This is a genomic window from Coprococcus sp. AF38-1, from assembly GCF_003603945.1.
Lineage (GTDB): Bacteria > Bacillota > Clostridia > Lachnospirales > Lachnospiraceae > Coprococcus > Coprococcus aceti.
Genome location: NZ_QVGO01000004.1, coordinates 366935 through 386471 on the forward strand (window position 1 = coordinate 366935; position 19537 = coordinate 386471).

At 44.9% G+C, this 19537-nt stretch carries 17 protein-coding genes; 11 read left to right on the forward strand and 6 right to left on the reverse strand.

Features of this window, described 5'->3' with window-relative positions; all coding sequences use genetic code 11:
• Positions 1 to 273 precede the first annotated feature (273 nt).
• The gene (locus DW025_RS07880) at positions 274 to 1482 is read left to right on the forward strand and encodes a metallophosphoesterase (protein WP_119999474.1); all 1209 of its coding nucleotides are present in this window, start codon (positions 274 to 276) and stop codon (positions 1480 to 1482) included.
• Here the strand turns inward: DW025_RS07880 and DW025_RS07885 are convergent.
• The 3 genes from DW025_RS07885 to DW025_RS07895 form a co-directional block, all read right to left on the reverse strand.
• Positions 1473 to 1688, reverse strand: coding sequence for a hypothetical protein (locus DW025_RS07885; protein WP_119999476.1), 216 nt, complete (start codon positions 1686 to 1688; stop codon positions 1473 to 1475). The two genes, DW025_RS07880 and DW025_RS07885, sit on opposite strands and share 10 nt — an antisense overlap.
• A gap of 248 nt (positions 1689 to 1936) precedes the next feature.
• Entirely contained in the window at positions 1937 to 2509 is a 573-nt protein-coding gene (locus DW025_RS07890) for a zeta toxin family protein (RefSeq protein WP_119999477.1), read from the reverse strand.
• Positions 2499 to 2753 carry a hypothetical protein gene (locus DW025_RS07895; protein WP_119999479.1) on the reverse strand — a complete coding sequence of 85 codons (255 nt, stop codon included), beginning with the start codon at positions 2751 to 2753 and terminating at the stop codon, positions 2499 to 2501. The genes DW025_RS07890 and DW025_RS07895 overlap by 11 nt, the downstream gene beginning before the upstream one ends.
• 538 nt (positions 2754 to 3291) lie before the next feature.
• Between DW025_RS07895 and DW025_RS07900 the strand changes: the two genes are divergently transcribed.
• From DW025_RS07900 to DW025_RS07930, 7 genes are all read left to right on the forward strand, one after another.
• Positions 3292 to 5010 carry an alanine/glycine:cation symporter family protein gene (locus DW025_RS07900; RefSeq protein ID WP_119999481.1) on the forward strand — a complete coding sequence of 573 codons (1719 nt, stop codon included), beginning with the start codon at positions 3292 to 3294 and terminating at the stop codon, positions 5008 to 5010.
• Positions 5011 to 5214: 204 nt separating this feature from the next.
• Complete coding sequence (gene dnaK / locus DW025_RS07905) at positions 5215 to 6975, forward strand: molecular chaperone DnaK (RefSeq protein ID WP_117549975.1); 1761 nt, start codon at positions 5215 to 5217, stop codon at positions 6973 to 6975.
• A 25-nt stretch (positions 6976 to 7000) separates the two neighbouring features.
• The gene (locus DW025_RS07910; protein WP_015534466.1) at positions 7001 to 7396 is read left to right on the forward strand and encodes a hypothetical protein; all 396 of its coding nucleotides are present in this window, start codon (positions 7001 to 7003) and stop codon (positions 7394 to 7396) included.
• Between the two features lie 54 nt (positions 7397 to 7450).
• Complete coding sequence (locus DW025_RS07915; protein ID WP_117549976.1) at positions 7451 to 8350, forward strand: DUF5685 family protein; 900 nt, start codon at positions 7451 to 7453, stop codon at positions 8348 to 8350.
• Positions 8351 to 8353: 3 nt separating this feature from the next.
• The gene (locus tag DW025_RS15315) at positions 8354 to 9163 is read left to right on the forward strand and encodes a J domain-containing protein (protein WP_015534468.1); all 810 of its coding nucleotides are present in this window, start codon (positions 8354 to 8356) and stop codon (positions 9161 to 9163) included.
• Positions 9164 to 9464: 301 nt separating this feature from the next.
• Positions 9465 to 11906 (forward strand): glycogen/starch/alpha-glucan phosphorylase, encoded by a 2442-nt coding sequence (locus DW025_RS07925; RefSeq protein ID WP_119999534.1) that lies wholly within the window; start codon positions 9465 to 9467, stop codon positions 11904 to 11906.
• A gap of 153 nt (positions 11907 to 12059) precedes the next feature.
• A complete protein-coding gene (locus tag DW025_RS07930) occupies positions 12060 to 13136 on the forward strand; it encodes a glycoside hydrolase family 5 protein (protein WP_119999483.1) in 1077 nt (358 codons plus the stop codon).
• Positions 13137 to 13243: 107 nt separating this feature from the next.
• On the opposite strand, the gene DW025_RS07935 is transcribed toward DW025_RS07930, so the two are convergent.
• On the reverse strand, positions 13244 to 13459 hold the full coding sequence (locus DW025_RS07935; RefSeq protein ID WP_015534471.1) for a cold-shock protein: 216 nt from the start codon (positions 13457 to 13459) through the stop codon (positions 13244 to 13246).
• Between the two features lie 261 nt (positions 13460 to 13720).
• Here DW025_RS07935 and DW025_RS07940 point away from each other — a divergent pair, with 261 nt between their 5' ends.
• On the forward strand, positions 13721 to 14671 hold the full coding sequence (locus tag DW025_RS07940; RefSeq protein ID WP_243104937.1) for a SpoIID/LytB domain-containing protein: 951 nt from the start codon (positions 13721 to 13723) through the stop codon (positions 14669 to 14671).
• Positions 14672 to 14754: 83 nt separating this feature from the next.
• Positions 14755 to 15516: a M23 family metallopeptidase gene (locus DW025_RS07945; protein WP_119999487.1), complete on the forward strand. Its 762-nt coding sequence runs from the start codon at positions 14755 to 14757 to the stop codon at positions 15514 to 15516.
• A 198-nt stretch (positions 15517 to 15714) separates the two neighbouring features.
• Here DW025_RS07945 and DW025_RS07950 read toward each other — a convergent pair whose 3' ends face one another.
• Positions 15715 to 18198 (reverse strand): GH36-type glycosyl hydrolase domain-containing protein, encoded by a 2484-nt coding sequence (locus DW025_RS07950; RefSeq protein ID WP_119999489.1) that lies wholly within the window; start codon positions 18196 to 18198, stop codon positions 15715 to 15717.
• Positions 18199 to 18468: 270 nt separating this feature from the next.
• Here DW025_RS07950 and DW025_RS07955 point away from each other — a divergent pair, with 270 nt between their 5' ends.
• The gene (locus tag DW025_RS07955) at positions 18469 to 19101 is read left to right on the forward strand and encodes a nuclear transport factor 2 family protein (RefSeq protein ID WP_119999491.1); all 633 of its coding nucleotides are present in this window, start codon (positions 18469 to 18471) and stop codon (positions 19099 to 19101) included.
• Between the two features lie 93 nt (positions 19102 to 19194).
• On the opposite strand, the gene DW025_RS07960 is transcribed toward DW025_RS07955, so the two are convergent.
• Positions 19195 to 19425 (reverse strand): substrate-binding domain-containing protein, encoded by a 231-nt coding sequence (locus tag DW025_RS07960; protein WP_243104939.1) that lies wholly within the window; start codon positions 19423 to 19425, stop codon positions 19195 to 19197.
• Positions 19426 to 19537: the final 112 nt, after the last annotated feature.

Below are 19537 nucleotides of genomic sequence, written 5' to 3' on the forward strand. Positions count from 1 at the left end.
GCATTTTGGAAAAAATTATCCCTGATCAAGAGAATACGGCCCGAAAGGTACAAATCTTAAAGATTTTGTATCTTTCGGGCTATTTTTTTGTGATTTAGGATAATTTTGTACTTTCTTTAAATATATTTGGATATTAGGGGATGACGGTGGAATTACGATTTATTAAGTTTGTGTATGTGTGGTGTTGGGAGTATATTATTGTATGAATAAATCGTACAAAGGACAGCCGTCAATATGTATATTGGCCAGTCAGAAAAACAAAGGAGAAAAAAGATGATTGCAATTTTTATCGCGCCATTTTACATAGCGTTAAATATATATTTGTTCTGGAGAATAAAGGGCTGGGTACAGGCATATTTTCCAAAACTCAAAGGCAAGAAGGGCTGGATAGTCCCGATAGTGCTATACGTATTTCTGGCATCGGCACTGGTGATCGCATTCTTCCTGCCACAGGGAAGGTTCAGACGTGGCATGAAGCTGGTGGGCAATTACTGGCTGGGCGTTCTGCTGTATATGATATTTTTCATAGTGATAGCTGAGCTTGGAAGATTCCTTCTGCTTCATGTATTCAGAGTGAGCAAAGATAAGATATGCGTGCCGAGGGTACGCAGGATAGTGGGCTGTGCGTGCGCAACACTCATTATATGCATATCCATCTGGGGAGTTGTAAATGCGAGACTTGTGCGGGTGACACCTTATGACGTGACTATCAACAAGGAAGTCCAGGACGAGAATGGTCAGAAGATGGATTCCATGAAGATAGTGCTGGTTGCAGATCTTCATCTTGGATACAACATTGGCACAAGACAGGTTCAGAGAATAGTAAATTCCATAAATAAGCAGGATGCAGATCTTGTGTTGATAGCTGGCGATATATTTGATAATGAGTGGGAAGCAGTTGACCAGCCGGAGAAACTTGAGGAAATACTTCGGGGAATCAAGTCGAAGTATGGAGTGTACGCATGTTATGGCAACCACGATATACAGGAGCAGGTACTTGCCGGATTTACATTTGGCGGACAGAAGGAGAAGACCAGCAGCCCGGAGATGGACGAGTTTATGGAGAAGGCGGGAATCACACTTCTTCGCGACGAGGGAGTGCTGATAAACGATTCCATATACATCTATGGCCGCCGCGATGCCCACAGACCGGGAAATGGAGTTACAGACAGAGCATCCGCGGACGAGATCACGGAAAATATGGACAAATCAAAACCTATCATAGTCCTTGATCATGAGCCAAAGGAGCTGGAGGAGCTGTCGTCGGCGGGTGTGGATATGGATCTGTGTGGACACACCCATGATGGACAAATGTTCCCAGGCAACATACTTGTGGCGATGATGTGGGAAAATTCCTGCGGTTACCTGAATGTTGACGGCATGCACAACATAGTGACATCAGGAGTCGGCGTGTTTGGCCCAGATATGCGGGTTGGAACCAAGGCGGAGATATGCCCGATAACGGTGCATTTTCAAGAGTGACTTTTTCCACTCGCATCCTTGTATGCCTTGCCTGTATTTGCATCTACTGCTACTGACATAAGTGTGTACTTGGTTGATGCTTTCAGATTGGTTGCCTTGATGCTATCCTTGAATGAGGAATTCTTGCCTGTAACGGACATCTTTGTATTTGTGTCTGTTGAAATGGCACTTGAAGTCATCTTTACTTTAACTTTGTCCTTAAACATGATTTACCTTCCTTAAAACTTTTCCTTGTAGTTACTTTCTTGTTGCTCCTTTCTGCAACATTCATTCTTCTTCCTGCTCCTTTCCTCGTTATTTTCTTGTTTTCAGCTCGACGTTGTGTTTGAAAAGACATTGCCTTCAAACGCAAAAATAGGAGCCTCAACTAAGAGACTCCTACCTGTCTTGTTTTAAGGGAAACCCAGAAATACTGGGTGAAAAGAGGTAATCCCAATTAAAGGACTACCTCCTGTTAATTAACTCTATACTTACCAAATAATAATCTACTAATATCTTCCATACTCCAAAACTTATTTGGAAATATAGTAAAATCTTCCTTATGTTTTCTAACAATTCTATAAAGATTTTCAGTGTTATCATAAATATGCAGAATATCGCAAAGCTTTAATAATTCTGGTATATTAGAAATAGCGCCATAATACCGAGAAACTATTTTCTCTGCATCCACATCATGTCCACCGTCTAGAACTCTTTGTTGTACTCGTTGAATATTTATCTTCGGATCAGATGTTAATACAAATACACACTTGATAAAATAGCCTGCATCTTTTGCAGCTCTTAACAGATTCATTTTGTATTCAGATGACAAAACTGTTTCAAAACTGAAATCTTTGCGCTGTGCTATGGCACTGTATCTTCTATCATCAACTTCACGGGCTGCTTCCAAATTGGTCATTCCTGTGGCACTTACTACATCATCAGCATTAGTGTACTCACCTACAATACTGAAAAAAGATTTAGAAGTACTTTTACCAGATCCATTAGGGCCCGCAAACACTAATACCATTGGTTTTCTATTCTGCATACTCTCTCCTACCATCTGGATGTATCAAAACAACCTTTTTCTTTTCTGGGTCGTATGAAGCTATTGTGTGACCAAGAAATCTATGACGCTCCTTTGCCATATCAGAAGCTTTTCGCATTCGACGATCCATCTCTTTTTCCTCTGGAGTTAATTCATCGTGAACTAATCTAAGACCATAAGTCTCATACATTTCCTTAGCAAGAGCCTGCTCCTCTTCCTGCTGGGATAAATCTATTTTGCCCATAACAACACCTCCGAAATCATCGTAATATTATTTACATAATTATAACATTGCCCAAACGCAACAGCAATAGTACTTTAAATCAGTTCACAATTGAGTTTCGCCAAATTCACACATTCTTTCTACGACACTTCCTAGCGTATCTAAACCTTAGTCATCACTATCATAGTATAACTCAAGTGCCTCTTCTAAATTAGGGAGAGCCTGCTATTAACCCGTTATTTATGTGGATAAATATGCATAATTCACAAATTAATAAAAAACGGTTTTTAAATGCAAGGGAAAACGTAAAAAAACATATTGAAAACCTGCAAAATAATATGAAAATATAATTTTCCTCAAAATATATCCACACCGCATAATATTTCGCCAACCGCTCGCATAACTTAATTAATAAAGGAAAATAACCATAACACCACAATACTCTGGACTTTGTGGCAAAAATACAGTAAATTTACGGGTATATAAACTGATTCGGGATAAAAATGAGGGGAGTGCCGGGTCGGATGATATGGATAACCTGGAAAGAGGAGGCGGTTGTATGGAAAAGTTAAATGAGATCGTGTCGGCGGTGGATGGATTTGTCTGGGGACCGGTCATGCTGGTGCTTCTGGTTGGAACGGGAATATTTCTGACGATCAGAACAGGATTTCTTCCTTGGAGGAACCTCGGCTATGCGCTGAAGAGTACACTTAGCAAGGAGGCAAGGACAAAGAGCAGAGGAACCGGAGACGTGTCACCATTTTCGGCACTGACCACCGCGCTTGCTGCAACCATAGGAACGGGAAATATCGTTGGTGTTGCAACGGCCATGGTATCGGGAGGTCCGGGAGCACTGGTGTGGATGTGGATATCCGCAGCATTTGGTCTGACATCCAAGTTCTCAGAGTGTATGCTTGCTATCAAGTATCGTGAGGTGAATGCCAAGGGCGAGATGAGCGGCGGTCCTATGTACACTATGAAGAAGGCATTCAAGCATAAGAAGTTCGGCGCAGTGCTGGGCTGGCTGTTTGCACTCTTTGCAGTCATCGCCTCATTTGGAATAGGAAATATGACACAGGCCAATTCCATATCTGAATCTCTTAGCAGCACATTCAGCGTGCCTACATATGTGACAGGAATCATACTTACGGTTTTTGCCCTTCTTATAATAGTTGGAGGAATCAAGACTATATCTAAGGTGTCATCAGTTGTTGTTCCTTTGATGGCGATATTCTATGTTGTAGCCGGACTTATTGTAATAATCGTCAATATCCAGAATCTTCCGGCAGGAGTTGCCATGATATTCAAGATGGCATTCTCAGTCAAGGCAGTCGGTGGCGGTCTGTGTGGTACGATCACAGCAGCTATGATGAATGCCATGAGATTCGGTGTTGCCAGAGGAGTATTCTCAAATGAAGCTGGAATGGGCTCTGCGGCCATCACGGCGGCGGCTGCCACAACAGACAATCCTGTCCGTCAGGGTTACATCAATATGACAGGTACATTCTGGGATACCATAGTAGTATGTACCATCACAGGTCTCTGTATTGCATCGTCGGGTGTGCTTGGAATTACGGAGAACAGTACAAAGGGCAGCTATCAGGTGAGCGGAACGGAGGTTACTGTGGAGGCTGTTGATTCCGACAACAAGACTACCACAACGGATTATACATATGAATTCACAGATGACCAGCTCATTTTGACAGATACATCCAATTCGACAAATACCCTGACGCTTTCGGTTCTTTCATCCGATGAACTCAACAAGGATGAGAATACAAAGCTTGCAAGTGAGCTTGTGGTGGAGGAGAGTCAGGCGGCCATAGGAAGTCTTACCGGTACATGGACTGATGCAGCCGGAAACCATTATACATTTGCTGAGGATGGAACATTTGCCTGCTCAACTGTTATAAAAGGTGCAGCTCTCACGATACTGTCATTTGGCTCTGCACTTGGCAAGGTGGGAGGCTGGCTCGTAACTATAGGAATTGTGCTCTTCGCATTCTCCACGATCCTTGGATGGGAGTATCACGGAGAGAAGGCATTTGAGTATCTGTTCAAGTCACACAAGTACAATATGATATACAGGATAGTGTTCTCGCTCGTTGTATACGTAGGCGCGACGATATCACTGGATCTTGTATGGAACTTCTCAGATATAGCGAATGCGCTCATGGCGATTCCGAACCTTATCTGTCTGCTGGCACTTAGCGGAGAGATCGCAAAGGATATGAAGGAATTCCAGGCGGTTATCAAGGCAGAGAAAGCATCAAAGTAGAATATTAAGTCCGGGGACGGAGGGGTCAGGTACCTCCGTCCCCTTTTTTTATACTCTCTTAACCGAACTTTATACTTACTTTATTTTTTGTCCAAATTATGTTCATAAGTGATGGTTATTATATACAATATATGGGGACGGAGGTGCCTGACCCCTCCGTCCCCATGAGTAGATTAGAATACCATTACAGAGAGGTTGACATATATGAGCAGAGTAGTAGGAATAGACCTGGGAACAACAAACAGCTGTGTGGCAGTGCTTGAGGGCGATCAGCCAACTGTCATACCGAATTCGGAGGGTGGCAGGACCACACCTTCCATAGTAGCCATCACAAAGAATGGAGAGAGACTGGTGGGTGAGGCTGCCAGGAGACAGATGACTGTGAATGTGGACAGAACTATCACATCCATCAAGAGAGCGATGGGAACAACATACAGAAAGAGGATAGACGGCAAGGACTATTCGCCGCAGGAGATATCCGCCATCATACTTGCAAAGCTGAAGAGCGATGCTGAGAGTTATCTGGGCGGACCGGTATCTGATGCAGTCATAACAGTTCCGGCTTACTTTGACGACAGCCAGAGACAGGCCACAAAGGACGCCGGAAGAATAGCGGGACTGAATGTGCTTCGAATCATAAATGAGCCTACATCGGCGGCTCTCGCCTATGGTCTTGACAATGGACAGGCGCAGAAGATACTTGTATACGATCTGGGCGGAGGAACATTTGACGTGTCTGTTATAGAGATAGGGGACAGCGTCATAGAGGTTCTTGCCACCGCGGGAGACAATCATCTGGGCGGAGATGATTTTGATGAGAGATTGCTGGATTACGTCATCAAGACCTTTAAAAAGGAGACAAAGGTCAATCTGGCGAAGGATATCACGGCATCCCAGAGAGTGAGGGAAGCCTGTGAGAATGCCAAGAAGGAGCTCTCATTTGCACAGACTGCACACATCAATCTGCCATTTATATCGACAGTGAAGAATCAGCCGGTGCATCTGGATATGACGATAACAAGGGAACAGTTCAACGAGCTGACCTATGATCTGGTGGAGAGAACGGCGGGACCTGTAAACCAGGCATTATCCGATGCGGGCATAACGAGAAATCAGATAGACAAAGTGCTGCTGGTGGGTGGCTCTACCCGTATACCGGCGGTTGTGGATAAGGTTCGTGCCATAACCGGCAGGGAACCATCCAAGAATATGAACCCGGACGAGTGCGTTGCCATGGGTGCGGCGGTCCAGGGAAGCAAGCTCAGCGGCGAGCTCACTGTGTCGAACAAGGTGAATGACATTCTCCTCATGGATGTGACACCTCTTTCGCTGTCCATTGAGACCCTTGGAGGCGTGGCAAATGTCATCATTCCGAGAAATTCTGCCATTCCGACTAGGGCATCAAAGATATTTACCACGGCGGGCAATTTCCAGAGGGATGTCGAGATCAAGGTGTACCAGGGCGAGAGACATTTCACAAGGGACAACAAGCTGCTAGGCAACTTTAGACTCAGCGGTATCAAGAGAGCCATGGCGGGCGTTCCTCAGATCGAGGTCACATTTGACATGGATGCAAATGGTATCCTCAAGGTTTCAGCTAAGGATCTTGGCAGGGGCGTGGAACAGCAGATAGTGATCACATCCAGCACCAACCTCTCGGAGGAGGAGATCCGCAGAGCAAGGGAGGATGCGAAGAAGTACGAGGATGATGTGGCTGGAGCCAGAGAGTTCAAAGACATTATGAACGAGGCCGAGGCGTATGTATATAAGGTAGAGAATCTTCTTGAGACCAAGGGCGCACAGCTCGATAAAAAAGAAATGAAACGGATCAAGAGCGACTGCGAGTATCTGAGAAAGCTTGTGACACGAACAGACATGAATCATGTAGATGACGTGGAGATGGGCAGGATGAAGGAAGCCTACAGACAGCTCCAGGAATCCGCAGAGAAGCTGGAGACAATGTAAGAATTTGCGAGGAGAATGGTGAATTATGAAAGACAAATTTATAAGATTTATGAGATCCAGGTACGGCAACGATCAGTTGTCATCATTCCTTACCTGGGGCGGATTGATATTTATGGTACTGGATGCATTTATCAAGACAGGGATATTTTATTTCCTTGGACTTCTCATGTTCATATATGGATATGTCAGGATCATGTCCAAGAACTATGACAAGCGCGCGGCGCAGAACAGATGGTTCATGGAGCATACCGCGGGCGTGAGGAATATATTCAAGCGCGCGAAGAAACAGAAGGAAGCCGGCAAGGAATACAAGATATTTGTCTGCAGCAAATGCCAGCAGATGATCAGAGTTCCAAGGGGAAAGGGCAAGATAGAGATCAGATGCCCTAAGTGCGGCAACAGATTTGTGAAGAAGTCTTAGTGATGATGCGGACTTTAGATATTTTGAGTTGAAATACAGTGTGGAGATTGAGAGATGTTTGGATATATAGTGGTGAACCAGCCTGAGCTTAAGATGAAAGAATACGATGAATACCGTAGGTATTACTGTGGCCTGTGCAAATCGCTGAAGGACAGATACGGTGCGAGAGGACAGATAAGTCTCAGCTATGATATGACATTTCTGGTCCTTCTTCTGACGGGACTGTACGAACCGGAGAAGCTTTCGGGCCGCAGAAGATGTATCGCACACCCTACATCGAAGCATACTTATGTACAGAACGAGTACACGGACTATGTGGCGGACATGAACGTGATACTTACCTATTACAAATGCATAGACGACTGGGATGATGAGCATATGTTTACCCGGAAGCTGTATGCGGATGTGCTGCTCGCCGGGAAAAATGGCAGGAGGCTCAAGGAAGATTATCCACAGAAGATCCAGGTTATAGCGGAGAACCTCAAGGCGATAAGCGAGCTGGAGGAGGTGGGATCCGATGATATGGACGCATTGTCGGGGCATTTTGGCAATATAATGGCAGAGATATGTGCCCCGAAACATGATGAGTGGGAAACATATCTCCGCACCATAGGCTATTATCTGGGCAAATTTGTCTACATAATGGACGCGTATGACGATATAGAGAAGGATATAGGTGCTGGAAATTACAATCCATTCGTGTGCAGGCTTGCGCATGAGCTGGGTGTTGAGGTACAATCAGTGGGTGCGGATAAAACCATAGAACAGGACAAATGGCAGGAGCTTGCAGAGTGGACGAAGGATGTTCTGATGATGATGGTGGCACCACTTGCAAAAGAGTATGAGATGCTTCCTATTATTGAAAATGTAGGTATACTCAGGAACATAATATACTCAGGAATATGGGAAGCATATTATTCGACTACAAATAGAAGATGCGGCGATGAGGAATAAATTATGAAAGATCCTTACGAGGTGCTGGGACTCAAAAGAGGTGCCAGCGAAGAAGAAGTAAAAAAAGCATATAGAAGGCTGAGCCGGAAGTATCATCCGGATGCGAACATCAACAATCCTCACAAGGATGAGGCTGAGGAAAAGTTCAAGGAGATACAGCAGGCGTACAAGTCCATAGTGAGCGGCGAGGCTGACCGTGCAAGTTACGGTGGTGCTGGTGGGTATGGAACTGGAAGCTCGCAGGGCTACGGCGGCGGTTATGGATCTGGCGGTTCATATGGTCCGTATGGTGGAAGTTCTTACGGCGGTTCGTCAGGAGGCTACGGACAGTATGATGATCCATTTGGCGGTTTCGGAGGATTTGGCCCATTTGGTTTCGGTGGCTATCAGAGACAGAATGACTACGATCCGAATGATAAAGATTCCAGATATTTTCAGGCCGCGAAGAACTATATGAACAGCGGAAGCTATGAGGAGGCGAAGAACGTCCTCAATCAGATAGAGAATCACGATGCCAAGTGGCACTATTACAGTGGCGTGTGCAACGCCGGACTTGGCAATCAGATAAGAGCCATGGAGATGCTGAAGCGTGCAATGGAGCTTGAGCCGGGCAATCAGGAATACCGCCAGGCGTATGAGTCCATCAAGAGCGGCCGTCAGTGGTACATGGACAGAGGTGCCGGGTATGGAATGGATATGCCGACCGGCGGAAAGTTTTGCAACAACCTTTGTACCATATGTGCTCTCATGTCGTGCTGCATGGGCGGTATGCCTTGCGTGTGCTGCATGCCGAGTGGATACGGACGAAGTTAGATATAAAACCCCTGGGAGTTGCCTCTCCCAGGGGTTTTATATCGTATACGTGGTGCATTTACAATATTCTGGTAATCATTGAAAACGCAAGAACCCCCAATTAATCTCGATATTATCAGACATTTATCGCCTTTTATGTAAAAAAACTGCAAATTCTATTTGACTATAGTCTAATTTTATAGTGTTATTTAACAAATTTTTTCTCATGTATTGTTAAAAAAAAAGGTTGATGATAGAATGAAACAGTGAAAATGGAAAAAATTATATCTATTTATCCAAGGAGGGAATGAATCAGATGAAGATGTTAGCAGATTTCGATAAGGAAGGCTTCAAGAAGGAAGTCATTACTAACGTAAAGACCCTTTTCCGCAAGCCTATCGAGGAGGCTACTCCACAGCAGGTATTCCAGGCAGTCAGCTACGCAGTAAAGGACGACATCATTGACAGATGGATTGCTACACACAAGGAGTATGAGAAGAAGAACGTCAAGACAGTTTATTATCTGTCTATGGAGTTCCTTATGGGTAGAGCACTCGGTAACAATCTTATCAACTTGACTTACTACGATGCAGTTAAGGAAGCACTTGACGAGTTAGGATTTGACCTGAACTTTATAGAGGATCAGGAGCCTGATGCCGCTCTGGGTAATGGCGGTCTCGGACGTCTTGCAGCTTGTTTCCTTGATTCATTGGCAACACTTGGTTATCCTGCATACGGTTGTGGTATCAGATACAAGTATGGTATGTTCAAGCAGGGTATCAAGGATGGATATCAGGTTGAGATGCCGGATGACTGGCTCAAGGATGGCAACCCATTCGAGGTTAAGCGTTCAGAGTACGCTGTTGAAGTTAAGTTCGGTGGATATGTCAGAGTTGAGAACAAGAATGGCAGAAACTACTTTATACAGGATGGATATCAGTCAGTTCGTGCCGTACCTTATGACCTTCCAGTCATCGGTTATGGCAACAACGTTGTAAATACACTTAGAATCTGGGATGCCGAGGCAATCCAGGAGTTCTGCCTTGACTCATTTGACAAGGGTGAGTATGAGAAGGCAGTAGAGCAGCAGAACCTTGCAAAGACTATCGTTGAGGTTCTCTATCCAAATGACAATCACTACGCAGGTAAGGAGCTCAGACTGAGACAGCAGTATTTCTTCATCTCAGCTTCAGTTCAGAGAGCAATCCTCAAGTTCAAGGAGCTCAACAAGGATATCCACAAGCTGCCAGAGAAGGTGACATTCCAGATGAATGATACACACCCAACAGTAGCAGTTGCCGAGCTCATGAGAATCCTCATGGATGAGGAAGGCCTTGAGTGGGATGACGCATGGGATATTACAACAAGAACATGTGCATACACCAACCATACGATCATGGCAGAGGCACTTGAGAAGTGGCCTATCGAGCTGTTCTCAAGACTGCTTCCACGTATCTACCAGATCGTTGAGGAGATCAACAGAAGATTCGTTCTCAAGATCCAGGAGATGTATCCGGGCAACCAGGATAAGGTTAAGAATATGGCAGTTCTGTACGATGGCCAGGTTAAGATGGCTCATCTTGCAATTGCAGGTTCTTACTCAGTAAACGGTGTTGCAGCTCTTCATACCAAGATCCTTGAGGAGAGAGAGCTTAAGGACTTCTATGAGATGAGACCAGAGCAGTTCAACAACAAGACAAATGGTATCACTCAGAGACGTTTCCTGCTTCATGCTAACCCACTTCTTGCAAACTGGATCACAGACAAGATCGGTGACGAGTGGATAACCAATCTTTCACACCTTAAGAAGCTTAAGGTATATGTGAACGATGAGAAGTGCCAGCATGAGTTTATGAACATCAAGTACCAGAACAAGATCCGTCTTGCAAAGTACATCAAGGAGCACAACAATGTGGATGTAGATCCTCGTTCAATCTTCGATGTACAGGTTAAGAGGCTTCATGAGTACAAGAGACAGCTTCTGAACATCCTTCATGTTATGCATCTGTATAACAGACTGAAGACAGAGCCAGAATTCGATATGTACCCAAGAACATTCATCTTTGGAGCAAAGGCATCAGCAGGATATAAGAGAGCTAAGCTTATCATCAAGCTCATCAACTCAGTTGCAGATGTTGTCAACAACGATGCTTCAATCGAAGGCAAGATCAAGGTTGTATTTATAGAGAACTACAGAGTATCCAATGCCGAGATCATCTTCGCAGCAGCAGATGTATCAGAGCAGATCTCAACAGCTTCAAGAGAGGCTTCAGGTACAGGTAATATGAAGTTCATGCTGAACGGTGCACCTACACTTGGAACTATGGACGGAGCAAACGTAGAGATCGTTGAGGAAGTTGGCATAGAGAACGCATTTATCTTCGGACTTTCAGCAGAAGAGGTTATGAAGTATGAGCGCGAGGGCGGCTACAACCCAATGGATATCTACAATAACAACCAGGCTGTAAGAAGAGTTCTCACACAGCTTATCGATGGCACTTATGCAAAGGATGATCCGGACAGATTCAGAGATCTCTATGATTCTCTCACAAAGGAAGATGTATACTTCATCCTCAAGGACTTCGATTCATATGCAGAGGCTCAGCAGAAGGTTGACAAGGCATACCAGGATGAGAAGGGCTGGGCAAAGATGGCTATGCTCAACACAGCATGCGCTGGAAAGTTCTCATCAGACAGAACTATCGAGGAGTATGCAAAGGAGATCTGGAAGCTTAAGAAGGTTAAGGTTTCCCTTGATAAGTAATTATCAGATAGAATGAAATAATAAATAACAAACGGGCATCATATGGTAATGATCGTATGGTGTCCGTTTTTATTTTGCATCTGTTAATACATCCGCGCCTATGTTATGATAGATATATATGTTACGTTGTGATGAAAAGGGGGCTATAAACATATGAAAGGTAGAAAATTGAGACACAGACTCACGGCTCTGCTGCTCGCATTTGCAATGATATTTACAGCGGTTGCCGTACAGCCGAACTGTGATGCATTTGCAGCTACGAAGGTAAAGACGCCGGTGGCGACACATGGGAGACTGTCTGTGAAGGGGGCAGATCTGGTGGATGCCAAGGGCAAGAAATTCCAGCTCAGGGGAATCAGCACACACGGTATCAACTGGGATGTGGGATATCCTTATGTGAACAAGGCGGCGTTCAAGACTCTGAGAGACGACTGGGGAGTTAATGCGGTAAGACTTGCCATGTATACATCTGAATACAACGGCTATTGCGCGGGCGGCAGCAAAGCGGCACTTCGAAATCAGATATACAAGGGCGTGAAATATGCGACCGACCTCGGCATGTATGTGATCATCGACTGGCACATACTCAACGACGGGAATCCTATGACACAGGTTGCAGAGGCAAGAAGATTCTTTGCAACTATGGCGAAGAAGTATAAGAAACAGAAAAATATCATTTATGAGATATGCAATGAGCCAAATGGCTGCGACTGGAAGACCGTCAAGCGATATGCGTCCCAGGTCATAAAGGTCATAAGAAAGTATGACAAGAAGGCGATCGTCGTAGTGGGAACGCCGACATGGTCCCAGCTCGGTTCGGATGGCACACACAATGAGGTTGCGGATAACCCTATCAAGGGCTACAAGAATATAATGTACTCACTCCATTTCTATGCTAATGAGTGGAGCCACAACCGGTATCTTCCTGCGAAGCTTGCATACGCAAGGAAGAAGGGGATAGCGGTCATAGTCACAGAGTTCGGAATGTCCGCGGCAAGCGGCGATGGAGGCATAAGCAAAGCCTACACCGGCAAATGGCTGACCAGACTCAACAAGGCGAATGTCAGCTATTTCTGCTGGAGTCTCAGCAATAAGAATGAATCGGCATCCCTCCTGGCGTCGTGGACGAGCAAGACGAGCCGGTGGAAGACGAGTGAACTGTCTGAGGCAGGCCGTTATATCAGAGCGAAATACAGAGCCCGCAAGAAGGCTCTCGGAAGCAGGGCGTAACGGGAAGCCGTGAGGAAACCGTGATATTAACAAGCAATAAAAAACAGGCGCTATATAGATCAAAGATCTGTATAGCGCCTGTTCTTGTGTTAATGGTTATATGTGAATTAAGCTACAACTGTTACGTTAGTTGCTCTCTCCTTAGAAGCGTCCTTAGGATCAGCCTCTACGTCAAATGTAACCTTCTGTCCCTCGTTAAGAGTCTTATATCCATCAGAGTTGATTGCTGAAAAATGAACAAATACGTCCTTTCCTGTCTCATCATCTGAGATGAATCCATAACCCTTTTCTCCGTTGAACCACTTAACTGTACCGTTCTTCATCACGAGTACCTCCTAAAAATGAAAATTTGTACTCAATGAAAACACTACAATATACCTTATAGAGAATACTCCAAAGAAAAGCTTACCTTATATAGCAATCGAACCGTTAATCTTGAATACGCTATTATCATATTATGTCATGTTGCATTTGTCAATAAACGATACGACTAAAATTTGCGTTAAGATTTCTCAGTAAAAAGGGTATATGAGCAGTGTAAAAACGATATATATATAAGAGGTATAAAAATGCGGGAGGGTGAAATGAGGAATGCAAAGACGATCATTATAGGGATTGCGTGTGCTATGGCACTTGCTTACATAATATCAGGAATATACGACAAGGCGGTTGGGGGAGATGACACTGACGGATCGGTAAAAAGCGGACGCAATGTGTGTATTTATGATAATGGGGAGTATTCCCTCGTGGATGTGGAAGAGTATACAGCATCGACGCTGGCGGGAATGATGAGTGACAAATGGAGCGATGAAATGCTCAAGGCGGTCGCAGTTGTGGTTAGGACCGGAATCTATTACCAGATGGATGAAAATGACAGGAATTCCGCCACACAGGGGCAGACAAAGAATCTTATAAATGAGTCCCAGCTCCGGGAGATAAGATATACGGAATCGCAGCTCAAGAAGAAATGGGGAGGCGAGTGCTCCGGGATAATGAGAAGGGCGGAGAAGGCGGTGTATGCGACCGGTGGACAGGTTATGAAATACGGTGGAGAGGTAATACTTCCGGCGTATCATATGATAAGTACAGGGCATACTGTGAGTGCACAGGAAATATATGGGCATGACATACCGTATCTCAGGCAGGTGGCAAGTGATGTGGATCAGATGGCGGAGGACTTTTCGACCACTGAGATATACAGCGGGGACAGGCTTCAGAAGATATTCAGAAAATGGATAGACGCTGACAATATGACGGATGAGGTCAAGGTTATGACAGCCACAGAATCTGGATTTGCACAGACCATAAATGTATTTGGGAGCGAGCTGGAGGCTGATGTTTTCAAAGAACAACTGGGACTTGCCTCGACGAATATACACATAGATAAGGTTAAGGATGGATACAGGATCATAACGGTGGGCGTTGGAGATTCTCTGGGAATGTCACTGTATGGGGCGTCTGTATTGGCGGAAAATGGAGAGAAGTATGATCAGATCCTCAGGTATTATTATACTGGAATAGAGATTGCAAAATAAAGGTTGATAAAAAACATTTACACATTCAAATCATCTGTATATAAGTGCCAATAAGTGGACATGATACAGATGAGGTGATGAATATGAAGAAATTTTTGGGCGGCATAAAGAAGAATATATTTTATATCTCGCTCATCACAGGCATGGCAGTGCTTGTGACAGTGCTCGGACTTTATAACGCACAGACCAATTCAAAGGAGAAGACCATAACAATAGGACAGAATACGCCGAATGACAGTACGACGGAAGCCGATGCGAAGGAAGCTTTGAACGATAAGAAAAATGATAAGAACAGCGGAGTGTCGGATGAAGGTACATCAGAGCAGAAAGATATTGAGACGGATAATACCATAGAGAATTCCGCTGCATCCACAGCGGAGAGTGAGAGTGCTGAGACTGGAGCTTCAGGAGTTTCAAATGACAGCCTGCATTACGATCCAAAGGATAGCATATCATGGCCTATAAATGGCAATGTGATAATTCCTTACAGCATGGATATGACAGTGTATTTTGAGACACTCAAGGAATACAAGTGCAGCCCTGCAATGGTAATTGAGGCGCAGACGGGCGATGAGGTCAAGGCTGTATATGAGAGCAAGGTAGCGGAGGTCTCAAGCAACCCAGAGCTGGGCAATTACGTCAAGCTTGAGCTTGGAGACGGCTACACCGTGACACTTGGACAGCTTCAGGATGTGAAGGTTGCACTTGGCGAGCATCTGGACGCCGGCCAGGTAGTGGGAACCGTTGGCGAGCCAAGCAGATTCTACAGCGAGGAAGGAAGCAATCTCTATTTTGCAGTCGAGAAGGACGGCAATCCTGTGGATCCAATGCTGCTTATACAGTAGAGGGAGGGTTGGACAGGTTGCTAAGTTGTATCTTTTGTGATGATAACATAGCGTTTTGCAATAATCCCGTGGCGGGATGAAGAAGATAGGCCATATAAACAAAAGAGCCCCACAATATCTAAAATAGATATTGTGGGGCTTTTGCACTATATACTTACGTATATTTTCTTAAATGTGCTTTATAATCCACGGTCTATATTAGCCCATTACAACCTCTACTGAGTGAGTCTTGCCATCGCCAAATGCTGGGATAACGTTGCTCTCGATAGCGTTGCCATCAACGAGTACGCTCTTAACGCCCTTGTTGATGTGATCTGGGTTAGAAACCTTGATGTCGTATGTAGCACCACGGAACTGACGTGTAGCTGTCATTCCATCCCATGCAGCAGGAATTGATGGATCGATCTTCAGACCATCGAAGTCTGCTGAGATACCAAGGATGTACTGTGATATAGCTACCATGTTCCAAGCAGCAGTACCAGTCAGCCATGAGTTCTTACCCTGACCGAAGTGGTTGCCCGGCTTGCCAATATCAGATCCGGCATCCTTACCACCGATCATCTGGCCGTATACATATGGCTCAGTCTTGTGTATATCTGATGTCTCCTCAGTGAAAGCTGGAGCTATCTCTGAGTAGTACTTAAATGCCTGATCACCGGCACCTGCGTAAGCAGCAGCACAGATGATCCATGCATTGTTATGTGTGAAGATTCCGGCATTCTCCTTGTATCCACCTGGGTATGTAGAAATCTCACCATACTGGATGTAATACTTTGTAAATGCTGGGTTGTTGAGTACAAGTCCGTGCTGTGTATTAAGTCTCTCATCGATTGCAGCAAGAGTCTTCTTGTCGCAGCCCTGATCCTTACCGATGTCTGACATGATAGCGAATCCCTGTGGCTCGATGAAGATCTGACCTTCCTCGCACTCCTTGGATCCCATCTTCTCACCGTTTGCATCGTAAGCTCTGAGGAACCAGTCGCCGTCCCATGCTGACTCCATGATGTTGGCCTTCATCTTGTCGATCTCAGCCTGAGCAGCATCAGCCTCAGCGTCCATTCCAAGGTGCTTAAGGATAGCAACGTAGTTAGGACCTGCATATGTGAAGAGTGTAGCAACCATAACTGACTCAGCAACCTTTGAGTATCCACCCTCAGCAGCGAACTTAGGGTTGGTGTATGTCTGGAAGCTCTCACCTGGTGTATCTGAGAAGCATGAAAGGTTGATACAATCGTTCCAGTCAGCTCTCATTGCAAGTGGAAGTCCGTGTGGTCCAAGGTTGTTTACGATCTTGTAGAATGAAACCTTGAGGTGGTCAAGCATAGGTTTTGCAATTGACATATCGTTGTCATATGGAACCATCTCGTCAAGGATGCCCCAGTCACCAGTTTCCTTGATATAAGCTGAAACTGAAAGGATCAGCCATAATGGATCATCTGAGAAGTCTCCACCGATATCTGCGTTACCCTTCTTGGTAAGTGGCTGGTACTGATGGTAGCATCCACCGTCTGGGAACTGTGTTGAAGCTATATCGATGATTCTCTCTCTTGCACGATCAGGGATCTGATGAACGAATCCAAGCACATCCTGGTTGGAATCACGGAATCCCATACCACGGCCGATACCTGACTCGAAGTATGAAGCTGAACGTGAAAGGTTGAATGTAACCATACACTGATACTGATTCCAGATGTTGACCATACGGTTAACCTTGTCATCAGGTGTGTTAACGTTGAGAATGCTCAACAGTCTGTTCCAGTGCTCCTTGAGCTCCTCAAGACCTGCAGCAACCTTCTCAGGAGTGTTGTACTTCTCGATCATCTCGAGAGCCTTTACCTTATTGATAGTCTTGCCGTCTGCCTCGAACTTCTGGTCAACAGGCATCTCAACATATCCAAGTATAAATACAAGAGTCTTTGTCTCGCCTGGAGCAAGAGTGATCTTCTTGTAGTGTGAAGCGATAGGCGACCATCCATCAGCAAATGAATCATTTGACTTGCCAGCCTCAACAGCCTGTGGGTTGTGGAAGCCGTTGTACAGTCCGATGAATGAATCTCTGTCTGTATCGTAACCATCGATCTCGTCATTTACTGTGTAGAATGCGAAGTGGTCACGTCTGTCTCTGTACTCTGTCTTGTGGTAGATAGTTGATCCGACAACCTCTACACGACCTGTACTGAAGTTTCTCTGGAAGTTGGTGCAGTCATCCTGTGCATCCCAGAGACACCACTCCTCAAATGAGAAGAATGAGAATGTCTTCTCCTCTGAGCCTTCATTTGTAAGAACGACCTGCTGAACCTCTCCAGCGTAGTTCTGAGGAACAAAGAAAGTAACCTCAGCCTTAAGGTCATTCTTCTTACCTGTGATGATTGTATATCCCATACCATGACGGCACTGATACTCGTCAAGCTCTGTCTTTACCGGTGACCATCCCGGATTCCATATTGTACCATTGTCGTTGATATAGAAATAACGTCCGCCCATATCTATAGGCACGTTGTTATAACGATATCTTGTGATTCTACGAAGACGAGCATCCTTGTAGAAGCTGTAACCTCCTGCAGTGTTGGAGATCAGTGAAAAGAAATCTTGTGTTCCAAGGTAGTTGATCCAAGGATAAGGAGTTCTAGGAGATGTGATGACATACTCCTTGTTGGCATCATCAAAATAACCAAATTTCATGTAGCATATACCTTCCTTCCAATGTTTTGTGAAGGCTTCCAGATGGCTATGCCAGCCCCCCTGAAGCCGCTTTTGTATCGACTTGTGCTAAATTCTCCCTTAAAGTCAGCCATACACTCTGATTATATAATAAAAGACTTTAAAACACAACAAAGTTATAGTGAAAATTGCACAATTACTAAATGTATTAATTCCTGTATTTGAGTAATTAATTGATGCTTATGCTGTGTTATACTGTGTAATATCAAAACAGTATAGGAGTTATTTGCTATGGGAAAAAATGAAACTAAGAATTATGTAGGCGGAAGCGGAATGGATGATATGGAGCTGGACGAGCGTGATATACAGCTTATGGAGGAGAGCAGAAAAGAAGGCAAAAAGAAGCTGTTTATAGCGCTTGGTGCGATCGTGTTAGCAGTGATAGTAGTGGTGATATACATAGTTGTCAAAAAAAATATGACCGGAAAATCAGAGAGCGAGGAACTGATAAAGACCTACATGGAGGGTCTTGAGGAGGCGGATCTTGACAAGGTGGAGAGTGTTATGGATCCTGATACCATAGACAGCGATTCGTCAAAGGATCTGGTCACTGTGTTCCAGACTTATAAGGAAAATAATATAGAATATACAGTCAGCTATACCATGGGTGATGGGCATGTGGCAGAGTCCGGCGATCTGGCGGCAGTCAGCAGCACTGTATATGGAAAGACCCAGAAGGAAGCAGGTATATCAAAGGGTTATGTCATTTCGGTTACCGGAACGATAATGATGACATTCCAGGGTCAGACTTCACCGTATGATCTGGACATGGATATCATTTGTTATGAGAAGGATGGAGAGTGGTATCTCGGCGGAACAGTTATGACTACGGGAGATACGACTACAGATGATACGACAGAGTAGTCACGAGAAGGACAACTGCTGGATACAGATATTGAATACAGAAACTGAATATATGGACATGGATACATGAACAGACGACAAATGGTGCGGATATTAAATGTAATATTCGCACCATTTGCTGTCTTCTGCCAGTGTGCAGCTATCTCTCTTGATGAGCTTGCACTGGAACTCAATTCTTGCGACTCCCTTGTGACCGCCCTTGAGGCTGTCCATTAGAAGCTGCAGGGCGAAATGCCCCATGTCCGTCTTGGATATCTCCACGGTGGTCAGCATCGGAGTTGTGTACTGGGCTTCCTCGCACATCATGCGGATTACAGAATCCACGTTCTCATACCTGCATCTCCTGTCGTCGGAGAAGATGGACCGATACCATACCTTGGACAGGATGCATCCGTTCTTGTGGATCTCACTCTCTATGACATGCAGCAGTTCTGTA